Source organism: Noviherbaspirillum sp. L7-7A (assembly GCF_019052805.1).
GTDB lineage: Bacteria > Pseudomonadota > Gammaproteobacteria > Burkholderiales > Burkholderiaceae_D > Noviherbaspirillum_A.
Genome location: NZ_JAHQRJ010000001.1, coordinates 2,320,648 through 2,342,418, shown reverse-complemented (window position 1 = coordinate 2,342,418; position 21,771 = coordinate 2,320,648). Strand labels below are relative to the sequence as shown.

The following is a 21,771-nucleotide window of genomic DNA, read 5'->3' as shown; positions in this document are numbered from 1 at the left end:
TGCCTTTGATGGGCAGGCGCAGCAGCATCGCAGTCCTGCCTTGCCTTATGTTGCGGTAGCGCCCGGGCGCAGGCCTGGGCTGGCACCTGTTGGTACCGCATCAGTCTTGCGTCTTACCCGACTTACCCGACTTGCCCGTATCGCCTTCCTTTCCCGCCTGCGACGCAGCGCGGCAGCCCGTGGCCGGCAACTAGCCCGCCGCGTCGATTGCCTTGATTGTTTGCCGATCGCTACGCCATGCGTGCATGCCTTTGCCGGATTCTTCCGATTGCCTTGCTGCTGCTTGCCTGCGTTATTGCCAGCCCCGGCCGGGCCGCCGAGCCGTCCGCCTGCGGGCCGGATGTCGTCGGCTCTCCCTGTGGCGAGGCGCAGGTCGCCGGGCTGCCCGCCACCGGCGGCGTGCCGCAGGGCGTGGGTAATCCAATCAATCTCATTACCGGCAACAAGCACCAGCGCGAGACCGACATGGCGGCGCTGCCCGGCGCGCTGGGCCTGGAACTGGTGCGCCACTACAACAGCGAGCTGGCGCGGCCTGGCATGCCGCTGTATGGCATCGGCCGCGGCTGGCAGTTTTCCTATGACACCCGGCTCTTCGTCCAGGGCCGCACGCTGCAGATCGTGCAGGCCGACGGCGCTCGTCGCACCTTTGCGCGCAGCGCGCTGCGCACCACGCTGTTTGCCAGCGCCAATCCGGCCGAGGGCATGGTGCGCGTCGCGCGCGACGACGATGTCCTGCATTACCGCTGGCGCTGGCCGGATGGCCGCGAACTCGGCTTCGACCACAACGGCCGGCTGCTGCGCATCATGCTGCCCGGCGGCGAGACATTAATGATCGAGCGCCTGGCCGATGGCCGCCTTGCCAGCGTCACCAATCCGCAGGGCCGCAGTCTCACCTTTCATTACCTGGCTCAAACAAGCTTCAAGCCAAGCCGGCTGAGCGCAGTCCGCCATGTGGATACGCCGGTCGGCCGCATCCTCTACGACTATGGCGATACTGCACCGGGCGGCGCGCGCCAACAGGCGGAAAACCTGCTCGCCGTCCATTTGCCGACCCACCACGAGCCTGGCAAGCTGCGCTCGCTCGACGGTCGCGGTGATCGTCCCTCCGACTACAGCCGCAGCAGCCTGCGAAGGCGCTATCACTACGAGGACCCGCGCTTTCCCGCGCTTCTGACGGGCATTTCCGTCTCCGGCGCCGGCAGTGACGACCGCCAGCTCGACCAGCGCATTGCCCGCTGGGCTTATGACCGCAACGGCCTGGCGGTGCTGTCGGCCAGCGGCAAGGCCGCGCAGGACGCGGCACCGGGCAACCGGCCGCATGGCGGCGCCGGCCTGATCATGCTGGATCGCCGCACACCCGGCCGCACCACGCTCACCGATGGCGATGGCCGTGTCACCGTCTACCGCCATGCCATCGTCAACGGCGCCTTTCGCCTGCTGGAAGCACGCGGCGCCGGCTGCGAGCGCTGCGGTCCGGTCAATCTTCGCTATGGCTATGACCGCCTCGGGCGGCTGCAGGAAGTCACCCGGCTGGATGCGCAGGGCGTGCCGGTCGAAGGCCGGCGCGAGGAGCATGATGCATGGGGCCGGATGTATGCCAGCAAGACAGTGCAGTATGTCCATGGCCGTGAGATCAGCCGCAGCCTGGTGCTGCGTCAGCTGTACCGGCCGGCTGGCATTGCGGCTGTCGGGGCCGCGACATCGCCTGCAACGACGCTGCCGGCCAGCCAGCATGGTCCCAGGCAGATCGCGATGCACAGTGTGCTGGCCGGGCAGGATCACAAGACCGTCATCGAGTACAACCAGCGGCAGCAGCCGCTGACAGTGACCGAAACCGGTTACCACCCGGTGGATGGCAGCATGCAGTCGCGTACGACTCGCTACCGTTATGCAGAGATCGCGGGGCGCAGCCTGCTGTCGGAAATCGACGGCCCGCTGCCCAACGGCCCGGCCGGCACGCCGGCCGACTCCGACATCACCCGCTATGAATGGGATGCCGGGGGTACCTACGTGCGCCGCGTCCGGCATCCGATGGGCGCCACCAGCGAGATGGAATACGACCCGCACACCGGCCGCCTCACCGTGCTGACGCTACGCTGGGAGCGCATGGTGCGGCAACTGCGCTATGCCTACGATCCGCTGGGGCAGGTCGAGCAAGTGCGGGAACGGGCGCTGGATGTGGATGGCGTCACGGTGCTGGCCGAACGGGAACTGGGGCTGCGCTGGAATGCGCTGGGCCGGCCGAGCGCGCTGGTGGAAGCCGATGGCAAGGTGCGGGAGCTGGATGACGGCGGGTTGGCCGGGGTGCGGGGCTCCATGGCATCCGCAACTGCCGCGATTTCCTCGACTTCCTCGACTTCTGCGGCCCCCACACCGTCCATGACGTCAGCAGCAATGCCACCTGCCGTCGCTGCCAGGGCGCTTGCGGCATCGCTGGCAGGCGCGGCGGCCAGCCCGGCCCTTGCCGTGCCTGGCATGTTGCCCCTTCCAGACCAGACCACCGTTCCGGTTGCCGCCACCGGTGCGCTCTGGCTGACCCGGTACGGCGACCCGCTTACCGCAGCCGCCCATGAAGCGCTGCGTTTCGATGCCAATGGCCGTTCCGCCGAACGCCGCATCGACGATTTCGGCCAGGTGGTGGCAATACGCAATCCCGGCCAGGGCTGGCAGCATGGCCGCTACGACGAAGCCGGCCGCCTGGTCGAGATCCGCGACGCCCGCGGCGCCGTCACGCTGGCCCGCTACGACGCCGCCGGCCGCCTGCTGCAGTTGGAGCGGACCATGCCGGGCGCGTTGCCGGAGCGGGTGGACATTGCCTGGCGCGGTCCCGAGCGTGTGACTGAAACCGTGCGCATCGCCGGCCAGCAGACGCATGCCACCCACTACCGCCACGCGCCCTGGGGCCAGGTCAGCCAGATGCAGGTGGAGATCGCCGGTGCCGGCAGCGGCGCGCCGGTCAGGATGAGCCTGCAGTCACGCTATGACAGCGCCGGCCGCCTGATCTCGCGCACCCTGCCGGGCGGCGAGCGCCTGGCCTGGCGCTACTACGCCAGCGCACCGTATCGCAGCCAGCAGGCGGCCATCGAGCAGATCCACTGGCCGGTATGGATGGATGGGCTGATGACCCGATTGCCTGAAACCTGGCTGGACCGCTGGCGCTTGAAAACCCGCATTGCGGTGTTTGCGCCGCGGGAAGCGGAACAAACGTTGGCGGCGGCATCGGGCGCGGCGGTGATGACGATGCCAGCGGGATTGCCTGCGGTGAGGGCAGGAGCGGCAGCAGCGGCCGGAGCGAGGGGAGCGGCGGGATCGGCCGGAGCGGGGGGAGCAGCAGGAGCGACCGGCAGGGCAACCGATGTCGAAACGGGCTTGAGCGCACAGGCGCCGGGCGCCGACCATGATGCAGCCGGCTTGCCGCACCGCCTGTCCGCCCCCGGGGGAGAACTACTGCTGCGCTGGAATGCCGCCAGCCAGCTGAGCGAGGTGGGTGCCGTTCCCGGTGCTGACCAGTCCGGATCGCAACCCGTCGCCCGCTACCGCTACGACGCCCGCGGGCGCCGCGCCAGCAAGCACACCGCTGCTGGCGATGAGTATTACCTGTACGAAGGCACCCAGCTGGTTGCTGCGGTAAAGATCAATCCGAAGGGCCGTCGCAGCCTGAACCAGTACCTGTACGAGGGTTATCGGGCAGTGGCCTGGCTGCGCGAGGGCGTCGCGCATGCGCTGCAAACCGACAGCCGCGGCGCACTGAGTGAAGTTCGCGCCCTGGCAGATGATGGCAAGCCGGCACAAACCCTGTGGCGCGCCGAGTTGGACGCCTGGGGCCATCGCCCGAACAGCGCGCCGTCCAGCCCGCACGACCCCAGGCTGCGCCTGGTGAACCAGTATGCCGACGATGAAACCGGCCTGTCCTATCACATCGCCCGCTACTACGACCCGTCGCAGGGTCGCTTCCTTAGTCCCGACCCGGCCGGCATCGCCGACACCCTTTCCGCCGACGTCCCGCCCGCGCTGCGACTGGACCTCACCGCCTACGTCGCCGGCCAACCTTGGCACTACATCGACCCCGACGGCGCCGCCCGCCTGATCTATTACGCCTTGACGACCGACGCCAAGGGTAAGCAGCTGGGCGTGACCCAGGGCTTCACCCGGGCTCGCTGGGCCTTCAGCATCGACGGCATCGAAGCTAAGGGCGACGGCGGCAGCGAGGCGATCAACCAGCTAATGGAAAAGTACGCGAAAAACCAGACGGGGCTGCTGTTCGACGGTAGTGGGGATTATTTAACGGGTGGGAAGAAAGCGGTGTCGTGGAATGGAGCGGCGGATGAAACGGTGGATGGGTTCAGGAAGCATTACGGGAAGCATCTGATTGGATTGCCAAATTTTACGATTGGGAATTTTAGTAATCGGGATGCGGCGTTGTTGGTGGCGGGGTTAGCCGGCAATAGCGAAGATGCGAAACTGTGCCCTAGTAAAAATATGCTTCTTCCTGCAATAAAGTTTGCTGCAGATGAAAATCCGATATCGCCTATTGAAAATAAGATTCCGCAGAGAATTTTGAATTGCGGTGATATATCGCTCAGCGGAAATGAAGTGGAGACAATAAGATTCAGAAAATTTTTAAGGCTAAATCAGGCGATTTCATTAAATGAAATAACTGAAGTTTATAAAGACTGTGCATCGAAAGGTTGCCCATCTAAAGCTGGTATATTTTTGAAAATTCCAAGTGAGTACAAGAATAGAATACCTGCTGCGTTCAGTCATCTTCAATTTGCACCAGAAACTTTTACTGAAATTATTACGGAAAATGTTCTTAATGATTCTGCGGTCAGAAAATACAAAATTAGCACAGTATTAATTGATAGAATATTCGATAGTAATACTAATAAGAGTGACATTAATTTGGCATCGACGCGTGCCAGATGGGCCTATGTATACGCTGATTGTTTGAGTGGTAAAAAAAGTCGTTATCTCTATAGAAATATGGATTGCCCTTCGGGATTGGACAGTTCAAAGCAATGGGAAGATTTAAAAGTGACTGTTAGAGAAGAGTTTTCCATGAAAACAGGTCTTGAAAGCGATGCTTGGAATTTTTTGGAAAAATTCGTCAATGGTGAACTTAAGTCAAAAGTAGATTATGTTAATGGAACTAATCCAAAGGAGCTGTTGGATTCACTTTCCTGGTATGCATGGAATACAGTTTCCAATGCAGAAACATGGTTTAGGAATCTTGTTAGTGATAATTCGGCCGGCGGAAAGATGGAGGCACTTGCTATTTTGTATTTTCAAATTCGGGAGCAGCAGTTAATAAATGACAAAGAGCATGGCCTTAAGTACAGTGAAGACGATCTCTATCCGTTGGCAAAAGAAAAACCCGCGGAAAACCAACTGAGTATAAATTTAGAGATGGCTCTGCGTCTCGCACGTAGACACAACGGCGGCGCTTGGTGGTCTAGCATTCAAAATTTAAAAAAGAACGATGCACATGATTACGTAAAGAAAATGGCTGGTTCTCCAGGCTTCGATGAATATGGCAATTACTCTTCGCTGCGGTGTGCCAGAAAGTCAGATATTAGTTTGAACAGTTTGCTTCTTTTGCCTTTAAATCTTGGTTGAATCATGAAGAAAATCTATATTTTTTTTCTAGGAATAGCTATTTTAAAAAGTTCAGTAGCAGCTGATTTTGGCAAACCACAGCAGCCTGATAAATTTAAAGAAGATTTTTTGTGGGTGAATGCTGGGAAATGCAATAGGCCATCGGCAAAGCCTATTCCACCAATATTTTTCCTCGATCCAGAAAAAAATAGGCATAAGATCTTTATGCGGCGTTGGCTTGATGCTGATGGTGATGGTATGTGTGAATTATATGATGTTGGTGAGATGGAGACATCAAAGTTCACTAGCAAAATTTATGGATATCCAATACGGATTTCAAAATACATCGGAGGGCGATGGAAAGTTTCGCCTATCATGACTGGAAGCTGGATACCGCTAATTTTACTGCATAAGGTTAGTGGAGAAAGAATGCAAGTGGATTATGTTTATGGGAATGCAGGTTACAGTGCCGCTGCGGGATTTGGTCCCGTCAATTGTGAAATTGCGAGAAAATATTTAGCCATAAGCTATATGCTTCTATTTCATTTTCCTGAATTCGGGAAAAATGATCCATTGACTGATCCTAAGGGATATTGGAATGATGTGATTTCTGGGTGGCTAAATGCAACATACACCGATCCATTGGAGCTTCGTCAGCTTGAATTGCCTATTGAATGCAGGAATCGTTATCGCTCGGTTGTGTCGGCCATAATTGAAGAACTTAGTCGGTAACAATTCGTTCTTTGCCGAAGAGAGCAGGGTTTGATGAAATTTTTATTTCTATATATTCTATTTTTTATTTCTTCGGATTGTAATGCTAGGCAAGAGGATTTTGATCGGGAAATCACAAGCCGCTTCGTTGTTGAGCCGGAATCTATATGTAAAAGAATCAAGGCTTCTGAGCCAAAAAGGCCAAATACCCCGTTTTCCTCGAGACGATACTATTTATCTATTGATGGGAAAGAAAACTGTCAAATCCTCGATGTATGGATTCAGCGGATTACAAATTTTTCGACTGACAATAGAAGAGAGATATACTCAATAATTCACCGTTTTGATGGTCACTTATGGTTCAAAAAATTTGGATTGGATGATAGGTCTTTGTTGAGAATAAAAGATAAAAAGACAGGTATTATCTATTTTTTTACTGAGTTAAATGAAGATCTTTTTTATAGAAAGGGAATAATCTACTTTTCCGGTGAGTGGGGAGATAATGACTGGAGAAAAATGAATGCAGGTTTGCAGTCATTGTATACATGTCAAAATGTTCCTGTTTTTGAATGCAAATTCATTCAAGCGGCTATAGAAAGAATTATTTGGCTCGAACTAGGCAAGGAGGCATCTTAAAAAGCAGCCATCGTAGCCTGGGTGGAGCGCTGCGAAATCTGTGCCCACCTACCAAAAACTGCAAATAACCTCAAAAGCCATGGTCCAATACCGTTGCAATTTCCTTCCCGGCGCCAGTTATTGCTTTAATGGCGCCTTGCTAAACCTGATTTTCTCTTTGCTGATTGAGCACATCGCAATCTTGGGCAAGGCATTGCAATCAGTGCGCGCCCAACGGCCCTTCATCTTGGATGCCGTTGTCGTCCTGCCTGTGTCGCGCGTGGTGCAGTGGACTTATTCCTCATTTCACCGGTTTGTGCGCCAGGTGATTTATCCGGTTGACTGGGGTGGCGGGGAGGCTTGGAGCGGAGGTTCTGGTGAGTGAGGCAGGGATGGCCCGCGTTTCGCCGCGCTCAACCCAGGTTACGGGTGCTGACCCCACAACCGGTCTGCATACCAGCTCTGGCTTCAAGCCCTTGAATGTCCGGACCGCCGACAACTTCTGGCACCGCCTGCGAGGGCTGATGTTCGCGCACCCTTTGGTCCCTGCGAACGCCTTGCTTCTGACCCGTTGCGCCAGCATTCATACCGCCTTCATACGGCAAACCATCGACGTTCTCTATCTCGACGCTCACGGCGTGGTCCTGCGCTGCGTCGCCAACATTCCCCCGTGGCGCGCCAGTGCCGCCCCCCGCGCAAAACATGTGCTGGAAATGGCCGCCGGCAGCATCACGCGACTGGGCATCACGCGTGGCCACCGCCTGGCCCATCCCTTTTTCAACAAGCAAGCCGCGCTACCCTCCCATCCCCAGCGCGGCGCCTCGATGACCGAGTTCATCATCGTCGCCCCGGTATTGCTGCTGGTCGGCCTGGCGCTACTTCAATACGCACTGCTGTTCTTTACCAAAAACCAGGTCAACCATGCCGGCTTCATGGCAGTGCGGGCAGGCAGCATGCACAATGCGACCGCCGAGTCCATCAGCGCGGCCTACCTGCGCCACCTGGCGCCGCTGTATGGCGGCGGAAGCAATGCCGGGGAAGTGGCGCAGGCGGCGGCGCGGGCGGCGGTCGACATGCAGGGTAACTTCCGCCTGGAGCTGATCAATCCCACCAAGGCCAGCTTCGATGACTTCAGCGAGCCGGAACTCAAGGAAAAGCACAATACCAATGCCCGCGTGCTGCCCAATTCGTCGCTGGCGCTGCGCAATCCCGCCATCATCAAGGCCAGCTCAGGACAAAACATCTTCGACGCCAATCTGCTCAAGGTGCGCATCACCCATGGCTACCGGCCGGGCGTGCCGCTGGTGGCCAAGGTGTTCGCCGGCGGTTTGCAGGCGGCCGACGATGGCAAGGACAGCTTTGTCAGCGCCTTGCTGGCCAAGGGCAGGGTGCCGGTGGTCACCGATATCACGCTACACATGAACAGCGATGCCTTCGAGTGGGCGAACCCAGTCTGGGTGTCGCCGGAAGGCAGCAGGTCAGCCGATCCCGCCGGGCCAGGCGGTTCCTCGAATCCACCCGCATCACAGCCGCCCACCTCGTCCGACCCGGCCGGCAACAAGGGCAGTGGCGATCCGCCGGCGCCACCCGCCAACGGCAACGATCAACCCGCGTCCGGCAATGACGACGCCAATACGCCAGGCAATGGCACGTCCGACAGCGGCACCGCCTGTGGCGGGGCGCCGTGCCCGGTTTGCAAGGCGGATGTGCCGGCGTCGGACGATCTGGACTTGCCGTCCGATGTGCTGTTCGACTTCGATCAGGCAACGCTGAAACCGGAGGGCAAGGAAGAACTGGACAGTTTGATCGAGGAAGCGAGAGCGTCAGTGGAGGATGGCGAGCGCATTGCCGGCCTGACCATCAGCGGCTATACCGATCAGCTCGGCAGCGATGCGGTCAATCTGAAGCTGTCGCAGGCGCGGGCGGAAGCGGTGCGGGATTACTTGAAGGCGAACGGTTTCCCGGACGTGCCGATCACGGTGCGCGGCATGGGCGCGGCCGATCCCAAGGTGCCGCTGTCAAGTTGCGCGGGCAGCGGTCAGGAGCAGCAGGATTGCCTGGCGCCAAACAGGCGGGTGGTGATAGGCGTGAGGCGGGCAGGGCAGGCCTGACGCCGAATTGTATCCATGACAGCGCCTGACACTGCAGATTTACTGCACCGCGGTTTCGGCCCTTTCGCCTGTGACATGGTCGGTAGTGAAACGGTCCAAGCACAAGAAGCGCTGATCGTGCCGATCGTGCCGAGCGCGTCGGCACTGGCCTATGGAGCGCCCGCGTACCGAACTAAGGCTCAGAGCGACTGCAGCAGCGCATTCACCTGCGCCAGATCTTCCTCGCGCAGCACGCCGGCCGCCGATTTCAGGCGCAGGCTGTTGACCAGGGTGTCATAGCGGGCACGCGCCAGGTCGCGCCGGGTGGCGTAGAGCTGCTGCTGCGCATTGAGCACGTCGATATTGATGCGCACGCCCACCTGGTAGCCAAGCCGGTTCGATTCCAGCGCCGACTGGCTCGACACTTCCGCCGCCTGCAGCGCCCGCACCTGGGCCAGGCCGCTGTTGATGCCCAGGAAAGCCTGGCGCGCCCCCTGTGTGGCAACGCGGCGGGCATTCTCGAGGTCAGCCCGGCTGCGCTCTTCCAGGGCGATGGACTCCCGCACGCGGCTGGTTACTGCAAAGCCCGAGAACAGCGGAATATTCCACTGCACGCCGATATTGCTGGTATTGGAAACGATGCCGGCCGCCTGGGTCGCCGCCGTGGGCAGCACGCCGCTCTGGTTCGAATGGGTGCGGCTGGCGACCAGGTCCAGCGTCGGATAATGACCGGCCCGGTTCTTGCTGATTTCGCGCCGCGCCACTTCCAGCGAGAGTTGCTGCGCCATCACGCCGTAGTTGCGGGTCTCGGCACTGTCTATCCATGGCTCCATGCGTTCCGGGTCCGGCTTGGGCAGCAGCAGGCCAGGCTTGAGCGTGGCCAGGTCGCCGGCCGGGCGGCCAATGATCTGCTGCAGCGCGCTGCGCTTGACTTCCAGGTCGTTCATGGCGGCCGACTCCTGCGCCTCGGCCAGGTCGTAGCGCGCCTGGGCTTCCTGGCTGTCGGTGATGGTGGCGGTGCCGACTTCGAAATTGCGCTTGGCCGAGGCCAGCTGCTCGGTGATCGCAACCTTCTGCGCCTGCACCGTGGCCAGCACATCCTGCGCCGCCAGCACGTCGAAATAGGCCTGCGCCACCCGCACGATCAGATCCTGCTGGGCCTGAGCGAACTGGGCTTCGCTCACCGCCGTCAGCAGCTTGCCCTGCTGGTAGGTTTCCCAGTTGGCCCAGCGCAGCAGCGGCTGCGCCAGCGACACCGTATAGCTGTTGACGGTGGCGCCGCTGTCGCGCCTGACATTAAGGCTGGAGATATCCACCGTGCCGTCGGTGCGCACATAGCTACCGGTGACGCCGACGGTGGGGAACAGTCCGGCCAGGCCCTGCGGCGCGCGTTCCGCGCCGGCCGTCAGCGCCGCCCGGGCGCTGGCAAACACCGCGTCATTCGCCAGCGCCTCCCGATAAACCTGCAACAGGTCGGCAGCCTGCGTCTGGCAGGCGAAGAGGGTGGTGGCAAACAGGGCGGCAAGGCGGGATAGGCGCATAGATTCTCCAGCGTGGATCTCAGTAAGTGGGCATGTTGTTGTCGACCTGCAGCGCCCAGGCATGGATGCCGCCGGTCAGGTTGGACACTTCGTAAAAGCCGTGCTGCTCCAGGAAATTGGCGACCTGCATGCTGCGCGCGCCATGGTGGCAGATGCAGACCACCGGCGCATCCTGCGGCAGTTCGGCCAGCCGCGCCGGCACCGTGCGCATCGGCATCTCGGTCGAGCCGGCGATCTGGCAGGTCTGGAATTCCCAGGGCTCCCGCACGTCCAGCAGCAGCGGCTTCTCGCGGGCCGGGTCGGCCAGCCATTGCGCCAGTTCAGGCGCGCTCAGATGTTGCATCGCTGGTCCTCAGAACTTGAAGTGGGAAGGGTGGGCCGCCTGGCGCAGCGGCGTGACGCTGGTTTCGAACAGGTTGCGGGTGTGGTAGCCGGTTTCCGAGGTGCGGGTGATCAGGCGGGCTTCCATCACCGGACGCTCGCCAATCACGCACAGCAGCCGGCCGCCAACCTTCAGCTGGCGCAGGAAGGCGTCGGGCAGCATGGGGAGCGAACCGGAAATGACGATCACGTCATACGGCGCGGTGAACTGGCCGCTGCCTTCCCAGCCGAACGCGCCATTGCCCAGCACCACGTCCACATTGCCCACGCCATAGTCGGCCAGGTTCCTTTCCGCCATTGCCTTCAGTTCGGGCGAGATTTCCACGGTCGTCACATGCAGCGCCCGGTGGGCCAGCAGCGCGGCCATGTATCCGGTGCCGGCGCCGATTTCCAGCACGGTTTCGTGCTTCCTGGGCGCGACTTCCTGCAGCACGCGCGCTTCGAACTTGGGCGGCAGCATGTTTTCGCCGCCCGGCAGCGGGATTTCGGTGTCCACGAAGGCCAGGCTGCGGACGGCCTCGGGGACGAAGGCTTCGCGCCTGACCACATGCAGCAGGTCCAGTATCTCCGTATCCAGGACGTCCCAGGTGCGGATCTGCTGTTCGATCATGTTGAAGCGGGCTTGCTCGATGTTCATGGGGAAGGCTCAGTATCAGGAATGGAAAAATGGCGCAATTTTATCAAAGCCCGTCATCGCGATGACCGGCTTGCGGCGCGACGATCGGCGCCGCACCCTGGCCGACCGTCCCGGCAGGGCGCCGCCGCCGCATGGCCCAGGCGGCGAAATCGTCGAGATAGGTATAAATCACCGGCACCACCACCAGGGTCAGGATGGACGAGGTGATGATGCCGCCGATCACTGCCTGGCCCATCGGCGCGCGCTGCTCCGAACCTTCCGAGAGGCCGAACGCCAGCGGCACCATGCCGAACACCATCGCCAGCGTGGTCATCAGGATGGGCCGCAGCCGCACATGGGCCGCTTCCAGCAGCGCCGCGCCGCGCTCCATGCCGGCCTGGCGCGCCTGGTTGGCAAAGTCCACCAGCAGGATCGCGTTCTTGGTCACCAGGCCCATCAGCATGATGAAGCCGATGATGGAGAACATGTTGAGCGTGGAGCGGAAGGACATCAGCGCCAGGAACACGCCGATCAGCGTTAGCGGCAGCGCCGACATGATGGCCACCGGCTGCAGGAAGCTGGCGAACTGCGAGGCCAGGATCATGTAGATGAAGATGATCGCCAGCGCCAGCGCCGACAGCGCATAGCCGAACGACTCCTTCATGTTCTTGGCGGCGCCGCCGATCTCGTAGCGGTAGCCGGGCGGCCAGTGCATCTCGTCCAGCGCCTGCTTGATGTCGGCATTGACCTGGCCGGCCGAGCGGCCGACTGCATTGGCCGAGATCTCGACTTCGCGGTTCAAGTTGCGCCGGTTGATCTGGTTGGCGCCGAGCGAGGGCGCCACGGTGGCGATCTGGCGCAGCGGCACCATGCGCGGCGAGCCGTCGGCGTTGAGCTGGGAGCTGGTCAGCATCAGGCGCGACAAGTCTTCGCTGCTCCCCCGGTCGGACGGCGCCAGGCGCACGGTGACGTCGTAGTTTTCATCGTCAGGGCCGCGCCAGCTGCTCGCGGCCTCGCCGGCCAGCAGCGGCCGCAGCGCATTGCCGATCTGCGCCACGCCCACGCCGAGATCGGCCCCGATGTCGCGCCGCGGCTGGATGGAAATGGTGGGCTTCTGCGCCTTCATGCTGGAATCGAGATCGACCACGCCCGGTATCTTGCGCAGCCGCTGCTGCACCTCGTCCGAGATGCGCGCCAGCTGCGTCAGGTCGTTGCCCAGGATGGAGAAACGCACCTGCTTGTTGTCGCCGCCGACGTCGTCGAGGCTGCCGACCAGGGTGACGGTAATGCCGGGAATGCCGGCCAGGCGCTGCCGCAGCGGCATGGTCAGCTGGGCCGCGCTGCGGCTGCGCTCGGCGCGCGGCTTCAGGCGCACGAAGGTGGTGGCGAAGTTCTTGCCGGCGGCATTGCCGGTATTGATCGTAGTGTACAGGTCCAGCACTTCCGGGAATTCGCGCAGCGCCGCTTCCACCTGGCGCGCCTTGGATTCGGTCAGCTCCAGCGACGAGCCGACCGGCGTGTAGAAGGCCACGCCGGTTTCGGAATAGTCGGCCTGCGGCACGAATTCGCTGCCGATCAGCCCGGAGGCGGGCAGCGCCAGGCCGGCGAAGAAGGTGACGATGGCCAGCACCAGGGTAGCCACGCGATGGCGCAATGACCATTTCAAGAGCACCTGGTAGAGGCGCGACAGTGACTGCACCCAGTCCTCGAACTTGCCGGTGACGCGGCCGATGGTGCGGTCGTAGAGGGTGCGCTTGCCGGCGCGGCCATGGGCATCGGGGTCGGGCCAGACCGAGGACAGCATCGGGTCCAGCGTGAAGGAAACGAACATCGAGATCAGCACCGCCGCCACCACCGTGATGCCGAACTGGTGGAAGAAGCGGCCGATGATGCCGCCCATGAAGCCCACCGGCAGGAACACCGCGACGATGGAGAAGGTGGTGGCCAGCACCGCCAGGCCGATCTCGGCCGTGCCTTCCAGCGCCGCCTGGCGATGGCTCTTGTAGCGGCCGTTGATGCGCATGCCGGCATGCCGCACGATGTTCTCCCGCACCACGATGGCGTCGTCGATCAGCAGGCCCACGCACAGCGACAGCGCCATCAGCGTGATCATGTTGATGGTGAAGCCGAAGGCATACATGAACAGGAAGGTGCCGATCAGCGCCACCGGCAGGGTGAGCCCGGTGATCACGGTGGAGCGCCAGGAGTTCAGAAACAGGAACACGATCAGGATGGTCAGCACCGCGCCCTCGATCAGGGTCTTGCGCACGTTCTCCACGCCCACCCGGATCTGGCGCGATCCGTCCTTGATCACTTCCAGCCGCACGCCGGGGTAGAGCGCGCGCATGGTCGGCGCCATCTCGGCCAGGGCCTGGCGCAGGCCATCCACCACCTCGATGGTGTTCTGGCCCTGCGCCTTCAGGATGTCCATGGCCAGGGTGCGGCGGCCGTTGTACAGTGCCAGCGTTTCCTGTTCCTGCTGGCTGTCCACCACCGTGGCCACCTGCGACAGCAGCACCGGCTGGCCGCCGCGGCGGGCCACGATGATGCGCTTGAATTCGCCCGGGTCGCCGATGCGGCCCTGCACCTGCACCACCTTTTCATTGTCGGCTGCGCGGATGGCGCCGGTCGGCAGTTCCTGGTTTTCATTGCGCACCGCGGCGATCACCTGGTCCACGCCCACGCCCATCGCTTCCATGTCGCCGGGCCGCACATAGATCTGGATTTCGCGCTTGACGCCGCCCACCAGCGTCACCGAGCCCACGCCGCGCACATTTTCCAGCCGCTTCCTCACCACCTGGTCGGCGATCGTGGTCAGCTCGCGCAGGTTGCGCTGGCTGCCTTCCTCGGCCGAGACCGAGATCGAGAAGATGGCCCGGTCGGCCGGGTCGTAGCGCATGATGCGCGGCTCCTTGACCTCCTTGCGGAAGGCCGGCTTGACCAGCGCCACCTTTTCCCTCACGTCCTGCGCCGCCTGCGCCGCGTCCACCGTCAGCAGGAAGCGGATGATCACCACTGAGTTGCCCTCGTAGGAACGCGAGGTCAGGCTGTCGATGCCGTTGATGGTGTTGACCACTTCCTCGATCTTGCGGGTGACGTCGGACTCCACCGATTCCGGCGATGCGCCCGGATACTCGGTCTGCACCACCACGATGGGGAAGGTGATGTCCGGGAACTGGTCGACCTGCAGCCGCTGATAGGAAAACAGGCCGAGGACGACGAAGGCCACCATCATCATGGTGGCCAGCACGGGATTGGCTATGCTGATGCGGGTAAACCACATGGTCGCCTCCCTCTAGCGCGCCGACGCGTCGATCGGGCCGGCGGCGGTCTGCAGCACCTTCACCGTCGCGCCGGTGGGCAGGTTGCCGAGATTGCGGCGCACCACCTGCGCGCCCGGCGCCAGGCCGCCGGTGATTTCCACCAGCACCGCGTCGCCGTCGCTGCCGGTGATGCCGGTCTGCACCGTCTTGCGTTCCAGCTTGTCGCCTTCGATCGCATAGACGAAGAAGGTGTCGCCATTGCCCTGCAGGGCCGACTGCGGCAGCGCCAGTACGCCGGATTTCTTCGACAGCGTCAGCCGCGCCTCGCCGAACATGCCGGAGCGCAGCAGGCTTTGCGGATTGTCCAGCTGCAGGTAAGCCATGATGGAGCGCGAGCCGGCCTGGGTCGCCGGATTGATCCTTGCCACCCGCGCCGGCATGGGCTGGGCCAGGCCTTCGACCTTGACCGCCACTTCCTGGCCGGGCGCGATGCTGAGAATGTCGCTGGTGGGCACCGCCACTTCCATTTCCATCTTCGACAGATCGACCACGTCCAGCAGCTTGCCGTCGACCGCGACCTTTTCGCCCGGCTGCACGCTGCGGCTGGCAACCAGGCCGGCAATCGGCGCGCGGATCACCGTATCGGCCAGCGCCTTCTTCGTGACCGCCAGCGCGCCCGCCGCGGCGTCGACATTGGCCAGCGCGATGTCGTACTGGCTGGCGGTGGTGTCGAATGCATTCTTGGAGATGAAGCCGCGCTCCAGCAGGGCCCGGTTGTTGTCGCGTGCCTTGATGGCGATGTCGAGCTGGCCGCGCGCCGCCACCAGTGCCGCTTCCGACTGCGCCTGCCGCGCCCAGTAGTCGCTTTCGTCCATGCGCACCAGCACCTGGCCGGCAGTCACCGCCTCGCCCTCGCGCACCAGCACTTCCCGCACTTCGCCCGCCACCCGGGCCTTCACCGCGGCCTGGTTGATGGCCCGCAGCGAACCCGTCACCGACAGCGTCTGCCGCAGGTCGCGCGGCGTGGCCGTCAGCAGGTCGGAGGCCAGGAACTGCAGTGGCGGCGCTTCGGTCCGCGCGCTGGCTTGCGTGCTGGCGGCAGCCTGCCGCGACTTGACGAAGCCGCGTGCGCCGACCGCTCCGAGCAGCAATACGATGGCAATGATCCAGAATGACCGGCGTCTGAGCATGACTATTCCGTCGGAGAGAGAGTGTGAGGGGAGGAAGGGAGCAGACCGTGCATCATCAGGTCGATGACGGTATCCAGGTAAGCGCCTACTGAAATTGGTTCAGGCCGACACAAATCGAACGAATGCCGCCACAGCATCAGCATCAGTATGGGCGACACAATCACCAGCCGCGCCTGCGCCGCGTCCACTTGCCGGAATTCGCCGCGCGCCATGCCGCGTTCCAGCATGCGCACGATCAGCGCGTCGCTGCGGGAAATGATTTCATCGTGATAGAACTGGGCGACTTCGGGGAAGTTGCCCGACTCGGCCATCATCAGCTTGGTCAGGCCGGCCAGCGGCGTATCGCCGATGCGCTGCCACCAGCCCAGAATGAATTCGCGCAGCAGGTTGGCGCTGTCACCGGCATAGCCATCGATGATCTGTTCCGCCTCGTCCAGCACCGGCACCAGGTTTTCCCGGACCACCGCCCGGAACAGTTCTTCCTTGCTGGCGAAGTAGAGGTACAGCGTGCCCTTGGACACGCCGGCGCGGGCTGCCACATCGTCGAGGCGGGTAGCCGCATAACCGCGTTCAACAAACAGCGTCAGCGCGGCAGCCAGCAGTTCCTGGGGCCGGGCATCCTTGCGACGCGTCCAGCGCGGTTTGTTTTTGAACGGGCATTGCATCTAGGCACTTCTTATAACTTACTGACGAGTCAGTAATGTAAGTGCCGTTCAGGTCAGCGTCAAGCGAAACTGTCGGTTACCGCCAGGGCTGTGGGCTCCGAGAATTGCATTGCGGTGGCATGCATCCGCACCGGCCCGATTGCGCAGGCGCCGTCGGGCGAAAACAAAAGACTTCCGCTAAATCTGATGCTGGCAGGCATGAGTGCGCTGGCTTCGTGCTCATCGTAATCTTCAATGCCGACCAGCATTGCGCGGTCAAGGCCATCATCCCGGGCGGTGTAACGCACCTGCACCTGGCCCTGCTGGTTGCGCGCGATGTCGTATACGGTGCGCAGATTCGGCATCGGCTCAACCCGGCGTTGGCCCACGTGTCCAAACAGGGAAAGGGCAGGATTGTATAGATAGGTCTGGCAGAGGAAGTTATGCAGCTGCGGTCCTGCCACGTGGAGTATGCGTTCGGGCAGGTCGCCGGTCTGGACAGCATCGACAAACTTGGCGAAATCCGGGTAGTCGCGGCATTGCCGCGATTGGCCGTCCGGAGTGATCAGATAATAACTGCCATGTTCAAGCTGCCGTTGCTGATGGGAGGGAAGGCGGCTGGGCCAGGTGTTGGTGAAATGCCGGGCTACATTTATTTTGCGTTGATCGACTATGCGTTCATCGCCGGGGCGCTCATCGAAGGCATGAATGTTCCGCGTTTCCTCCAGCAGGGTGCCTTGGGGCCGTAATGTCTCCACGCGGCCGCTGTTGTTGGGGAAATCGGTTTGCGGGTTGTACATCCTTTCAAACGGCATCCAGCGCATGCCTGTGTTCTGGACGCTGGTCGTGCTTACTGCCTTGCCTGAACATTCCTTTGCTTGCATCAGCTTCGCCATGCTCTCCGGCCTGGCCTGCAGCTTTGGCGGTGTCAGTTGTATGTGCGCATTCCCGTGCGTGACAACGTCATGCCATGCATAAGGCATTTCATCAAGTTTCTTGCCATCGATCTTCATGGGGCGCCTCTGACAAAATAAAAGAATGGACCGGTGGGTACCGCTCGGTCAAAGCTGGTTCCTTATTGGCTGGAACTTCTTGGCGGCGAGGGCTTGATGTCTCTTGCCTGTGTTCCAGGCATTGTCATCGTTGCGCCTGTAGACGTTGTTCCACGGTGCGCTTTACGGTTGTAAGGCTGTAAGGCTGTAAGGCGATGCCCTATGCGCAATGAGTGTATTGGCGTGTGACGAGATGTCTATACCCCTCACGATGGCAACGGTTCGAGTCTGCTCCGCTTTTTCAGTACAATCCCCCGATGACCCCCGCCATGTCCTGCCGTCCCGGCTGCGGTGCCTGCTGCACCGCGCCTTCCATCACTTCCGCCATTCCCGGCATGCCCGACGGCAAGCCGGCCGGCGTGCGTTGCATTCAGCTTGACGAGGCCAACGGCTGCCGTATCTTCGGCAGTCCGGCCCGGCCGGCGGTGTGCGCCAGCCTCAGGCCTTCCGTCGAGATGTGCGGCTCCAGCCGCGAACAGGCAATGGCTTGGCTGGACAGGCTGGAGAAGGAGACCATGGCATGAAGCGGCTGTTTTCCCTGCTGGCCTTGCTGGGCCTGCTGATGCTGGCGTCCTGCGCCGGCCTGATCGGCCCGCGCGACGTGGAAGTGCCGGTGTCACGCCTGCAGCAGGGCCTGGAGCCCCGGTTTCCGTATAACCAGCGTTACCTGGGCCTGTTCGATGTCACCGCGGTCAATCCGCGCCTGGCCATGCAGCCCGAGCTGAACCGGATTGCCACCAGCGTGGATCTGTCAGTAGCGCCGGTGCTGGCGCTGGGCAGGGGCATCCGCGGCAGCCTGACCCTGTCGGGCGTGCCGCGGGTGGACATGTCGCGCGGCGTGCTGCTGCTGGGCGACCCGCGGGTGGATGAATTGCGCATACCGGGGCTGGACCAGGCATTCGGCGGCCAGCTTGCCAATATCGCCAGTTTCCTGGCCGCGCAGCTGCTGGGCGACCTGCCGGTGTACAGCTTTTCGCCCGGCGACCTGCGCTATGCCGGCGTGCAGTTTGCGCCCCAGAAAATCGTCACTCAGCCGGATCGCCTCGTGGTAACCTTTGCGCCGGTCAACTGAACCGATCTGTCTCGGGGGCTACCTACCGAACCCGCCTGTATCATCCCGGCGGGTTTTCCTTTTTCAACGCGCAGGCTCCCGCAGCGCATCTTTTACCCAAGAAAAATACAAGCATGGATCTGGTATTACTTTTTAAAGCATTCATCATGGGCATCGTCGAGGGATTCACCGAATTCCTGCCGATCTCTTCCACAGGCCACCTGATTCTGACCGGCAGCCTGCTCAATTTCACCGGCGACAAGGTCAAGGTGTTCGAGATCGCCATCCAGGCCGGCGCGATGCTGGCCGTGATCTGGGAATACCGCGTGCGCATCGCAGCGGTGCTGACCGGCATGTTCAGCGAGCGCCGCGCGCAGCTGTTCGTGCTGAACCTGATCGTCGCCTTCGTGCCGGCAGCGATGCTGGGCTTTATCTTCAGCAAGAGCATCAAGGCGGTGCTGTTTGCGCCGGTGCCGGTGGCGCTGGCCTTCATCCTCGGCGGCTTCGTGATCCTCTGGGTTGAAAAGCGCCAGCGCGCTCAGGACCGGCCGGCCCGGGTCGAGTCGGTGGACGACATGACGGTGCTGGATGCCTTCAAGGTGGGCTGCGCCCAGGCCTTCGCGCTGATTCCGGGCACCAGCCGCTCCGGCGCCACCATCATCGGCGGCATGATGTTCGGCCTGTCGCGCAAGGCGGCCACCGAGTTTTCCTTCTTTCTGGCCATCCCGACCCTGCTGGCGGCCACGGTCTATTCGCTGTACAAGGAGCGCGCGCTGCTGTCGGCCGCCGATCTGCCAATGTTTACCGTGGGCACCATCGCCGCCTTCGGCTCGGCTTTCCTGTGCGTGCGCTGGCTGCTGCGCTATATCAGCACCCATGACTTCACCTTCTTTGCCTGGTACCGCATCGTCTTCGGCCTGTTCGTGCTGCTCAGCGCCTACAGCGGCTGGGTGGTGTGGGCCGACTAACCGGAAATAAGCGAAACACAGAACCATGTCCGACCTTCGCGAACGCGCACTCGACCTGCTGCAAACCATCTTTGGCTATCCGGCTTTCCGCGGCCAGCAGGCCGAGATCGTCGATACGCTGGCCAATGGCGGCGACGCGCTGGTGCTGATGCCGACCGGCGGCGGCAAGTCGCTGTGCTACCAGATTCCGGCGCTGCTGCGCGACGGCGTGGGCGTGGTGGTGTCGCCGCTGATCGCCTTGATGCAGGACCAGGTCGATGCGCTGGCCGAGGTCGGCGTGCGCGCCGCCTTTTTGAATTCCACCCAGAACTGGCAGCAGGCGTCCCGCATCGAGCAGCAGGTGCGCGACGGCGAGCTGGATCTGCTTTATGTCGCGCCGGAGCGTCTGCTCACGCCACGCTGCATGGAACTGCTGGAATCGTCGAAGATCGCGCTGTTCGCCATCGACGAGGCGCACTGCGTGTCGCAATGGGGCCATGACTTCCGGCCGGAATACATCCGCCTGTCCATCCTGCACGAGCGCTTCCCCAATGTGCCGCGCATTGCGCTCACTGCCACGGCCGACCAGCAGACCCGGGAGGAAATCGCGCGCCGGCTTCAGCTGCAGGATGGCCGCCAGTTCGTTTCCTCCTTCGACCGGCCCAATATCCGCTACCAGATCGTGGAAAAGGGCAACGGCCGCAAGCAGCTGCTCGACTTCATCGAGGCTGAGCATCCGGGCGAGGCCGGCGTGGTGTATTGCCTGTCGCGCAAGAAGGTGGAGGAGGTGGCCGAGTTCCTGAACCAGAACGGCCGCACCGCTCTGGCCTATCACGCCGGCATGGACCTGGACACCCGCACCAGCAACCAGGCCCGCTTCCTGCGCGAGGAAGGCATCGTGATGGTGGCCACGATTGCCTTCGGCATGGGCATCGACAAGCCCGACGTGCGCTTCGTCGCCCACCTCGACCTGCCCAAGAGCATCGAAGGCTATTACCAGGAAACCGGCCGCGCCGGCCGTGACGGCGCGCCGGCCAATGCCTGGATGGCCTATGGCCTGCAGGACGTGGTGCAGCAGCGCCGCATGATCGACGAGTCCGAGGCGGACGAGACCTACAAGCGCATCCAGAGCCAAAAGCTCGATGCGATGCTGGGCCTGTGCGAAACCATCGGCTGCCGCCGGGTGCGGCTCTTGAGCTATTTCGGCCAGGAGTCCGGGCCGTGCGGCAATTGCGACACCTGCCTGCATCCGCCGGTGTCGTACGACGCCACGGTGCCGGTGCAGAAGCTGCTGTCGGCCGTCTACCGGGTCGACCAGCGCTTCGGCGCCGGCCATGTGATGGATGTGCTGCGCGGCATCGATTCCGACAAGGTCAAGCAGTGGAAGCATGACCAGCTTTCGGTGTTCGGCGTCGGCTCCGAGACCGGCGAGGCGGAGTGGCGCGCCATCCTGCGCCAGGTAATCGCGCTGGGCCTCCTGACGGTGGACCATGACAGCTACAACGCGCTCAAGCTCACCGCCGAAGCCAAGCCGGTATTGCGCGGCGAGCGCCAGATCCAGCTGCGGCGCTATGAAAAGCCGGTCAAGCAGAAGCGCAGCGCGTCGGCCAAGCCCCGCGGCTATGTCGAGGCCGACCTGTCGCGCAGCGAGCAGCAGATCTTCGAGAAGCTGCGCTGGTGGCGGGTGGAAACGGCACGCGCCCACAATGTGCCGGCCTATGTGATCTTCCACGATGCCACCATGCGCGAGATCGCCAAGGCCAAGCCGCTGTCGCTGGACGACCTGCGCGGCGTCTCCGGCGTGGGCGAGAAGAAGCTGCAGACCTATGGCGAGGAAATCGTCGCGCTCATTGCCGAGCTGGTTTGAATTCGCATTCTCCCTGCCTGTCCCGGGCGCACAACGGCATGCATTGACACACACAGACACTGTTCCAGATCCGGTCAACTGTTCCATTCCGTGACAGTCGTTGATCGTATCGGCATCGCCCGTTCTTCAAGCCCCGGCCGGTTTTGCGTATGAACAAGGCTGCATAAGTCTGTCGCCCTGGCCTGGCTTGCTTTTTGCACATCACTCT

General features: G+C 62.0%; 16 protein-coding genes. 9 read left to right on the top strand and 7 right to left on the bottom strand.

What is annotated here, in order from left to right; translation table 11 throughout:
• Positions 1–216: 216 nt before the first annotated feature.
• From KTQ42_RS10630 to KTQ42_RS10610, 5 genes are read left to right on the top strand one after another with little or no spacing between them, the layout of a single operon-like run.
• A complete protein-coding gene (locus KTQ42_RS10630; protein ID WP_217345474.1) occupies positions 217–5,616 on the top strand; it encodes a DUF6531 domain-containing protein in 5,400 nt (1,799 codons plus the stop codon).
• Between the two features lie 3 nt (positions 5,617–5,619).
• Entirely contained in the window at positions 5,620–6,327 is a 708-nt protein-coding gene (locus KTQ42_RS10625; RefSeq protein ID WP_217345473.1) for a hypothetical protein, read from the top strand.
• Between the two features lie 33 nt (positions 6,328–6,360).
• Entirely contained in the window at positions 6,361–6,942 is a 582-nt protein-coding gene (locus tag KTQ42_RS10620; RefSeq protein ID WP_217345472.1) for a hypothetical protein, read from the top strand.
• Positions 6,943–6,982: 40 nt separating this feature from the next.
• Positions 6,983–7,306, top strand: a complete 324-nt coding sequence (locus KTQ42_RS10615; RefSeq protein WP_217345471.1) for a hypothetical protein — start codon at positions 6,983–6,985, stop codon at positions 7,304–7,306.
• 7 nt (positions 7,307–7,313) lie between these two features.
• Positions 7,314–9,032, top strand: a complete 1,719-nt coding sequence (locus tag KTQ42_RS10610; protein WP_283093299.1) for an OmpA family protein — start codon at positions 7,314–7,316, stop codon at positions 9,030–9,032.
• 179 nt (positions 9,033–9,211) lie between these two features.
• Here the strand turns inward: KTQ42_RS10610 and KTQ42_RS10605 are convergent, their stop codons facing one another.
• The 7 genes from KTQ42_RS10605 to KTQ42_RS10575 are packed head-to-tail and all read right to left on the bottom strand — an operon-like array spanning position 9,212 to position 17,659.
• Positions 9,212–10,552 (bottom strand): TolC family outer membrane protein, encoded by a 1,341-nt coding sequence (locus KTQ42_RS10605; RefSeq protein ID WP_217345469.1) that lies wholly within the window; start codon positions 10,550–10,552, stop codon positions 9,212–9,214.
• Between the two features lie 19 nt (positions 10,553–10,571).
• Positions 10,572–10,895, bottom strand: a complete 324-nt coding sequence (locus tag KTQ42_RS10600) for a rhodanese-like domain-containing protein (RefSeq protein ID WP_217345468.1) — start codon at positions 10,893–10,895, stop codon at positions 10,572–10,574.
• A gap of 9 nt (positions 10,896–10,904) precedes the next feature.
• Complete coding sequence (locus KTQ42_RS10595) at positions 10,905–11,570, bottom strand: protein-L-isoaspartate O-methyltransferase (RefSeq protein WP_217345467.1); 666 nt, start codon at positions 11,568–11,570, stop codon at positions 10,905–10,907.
• Between the two features lie 43 nt (positions 11,571–11,613).
• Positions 11,614–14,832: an efflux RND transporter permease subunit gene (locus KTQ42_RS10590; protein WP_217345466.1), complete on the bottom strand. Its 3,219-nt coding sequence runs from the start codon at positions 14,830–14,832 to the stop codon at positions 11,614–11,616.
• Between the two features lie 12 nt (positions 14,833–14,844).
• Positions 14,845–16,002, bottom strand: a complete 1,158-nt coding sequence (locus KTQ42_RS10585) for an efflux RND transporter periplasmic adaptor subunit (RefSeq protein WP_217345465.1) — start codon at positions 16,000–16,002, stop codon at positions 14,845–14,847.
• A gap of 2 nt (positions 16,003–16,004) precedes the next feature.
• Entirely contained in the window at positions 16,005–16,667 is a 663-nt protein-coding gene (locus KTQ42_RS10580) for a TetR/AcrR family transcriptional regulator (RefSeq protein WP_217345464.1), read from the bottom strand.
• A 59-nt stretch (positions 16,668–16,726) separates the two neighbouring features.
• On the bottom strand, positions 16,727–17,659 hold the full coding sequence (locus tag KTQ42_RS10575) for a hypothetical protein (protein WP_217345463.1): 933 nt from the start codon (positions 17,657–17,659) through the stop codon (positions 16,727–16,729).
• Positions 17,660–17,967: 308 nt separating this feature from the next.
• Between KTQ42_RS10575 and KTQ42_RS10570 the strand changes: the two genes are divergently transcribed.
• From KTQ42_RS10570 to recQ, 4 genes are all read left to right on the top strand, one after another.
• Complete coding sequence (locus KTQ42_RS10570; protein ID WP_217345462.1) at positions 17,968–18,222, top strand: YkgJ family cysteine cluster protein; 255 nt, start codon at positions 17,968–17,970, stop codon at positions 18,220–18,222.
• A complete protein-coding gene (locus tag KTQ42_RS10565) occupies positions 18,219–18,770 on the top strand; it encodes a DUF1439 domain-containing protein (RefSeq protein WP_217345461.1) in 552 nt (183 codons plus the stop codon). The genes KTQ42_RS10570 and KTQ42_RS10565 overlap by 4 nt, the downstream gene beginning before the upstream one ends.
• Before the next feature lie 113 nt (positions 18,771–18,883).
• Positions 18,884–19,717 carry an undecaprenyl-diphosphate phosphatase gene (locus KTQ42_RS10560; RefSeq protein WP_217345460.1) on the top strand — a complete coding sequence of 278 codons (834 nt, stop codon included), beginning with the start codon at positions 18,884–18,886 and terminating at the stop codon, positions 19,715–19,717.
• A gap of 25 nt (positions 19,718–19,742) precedes the next feature.
• A complete protein-coding gene (recQ, locus tag KTQ42_RS10555; protein WP_217345459.1) occupies positions 19,743–21,563 on the top strand; it encodes a DNA helicase RecQ in 1,821 nt (606 codons plus the stop codon).
• Positions 21,564–21,771: the final 208 nt, after the last annotated feature.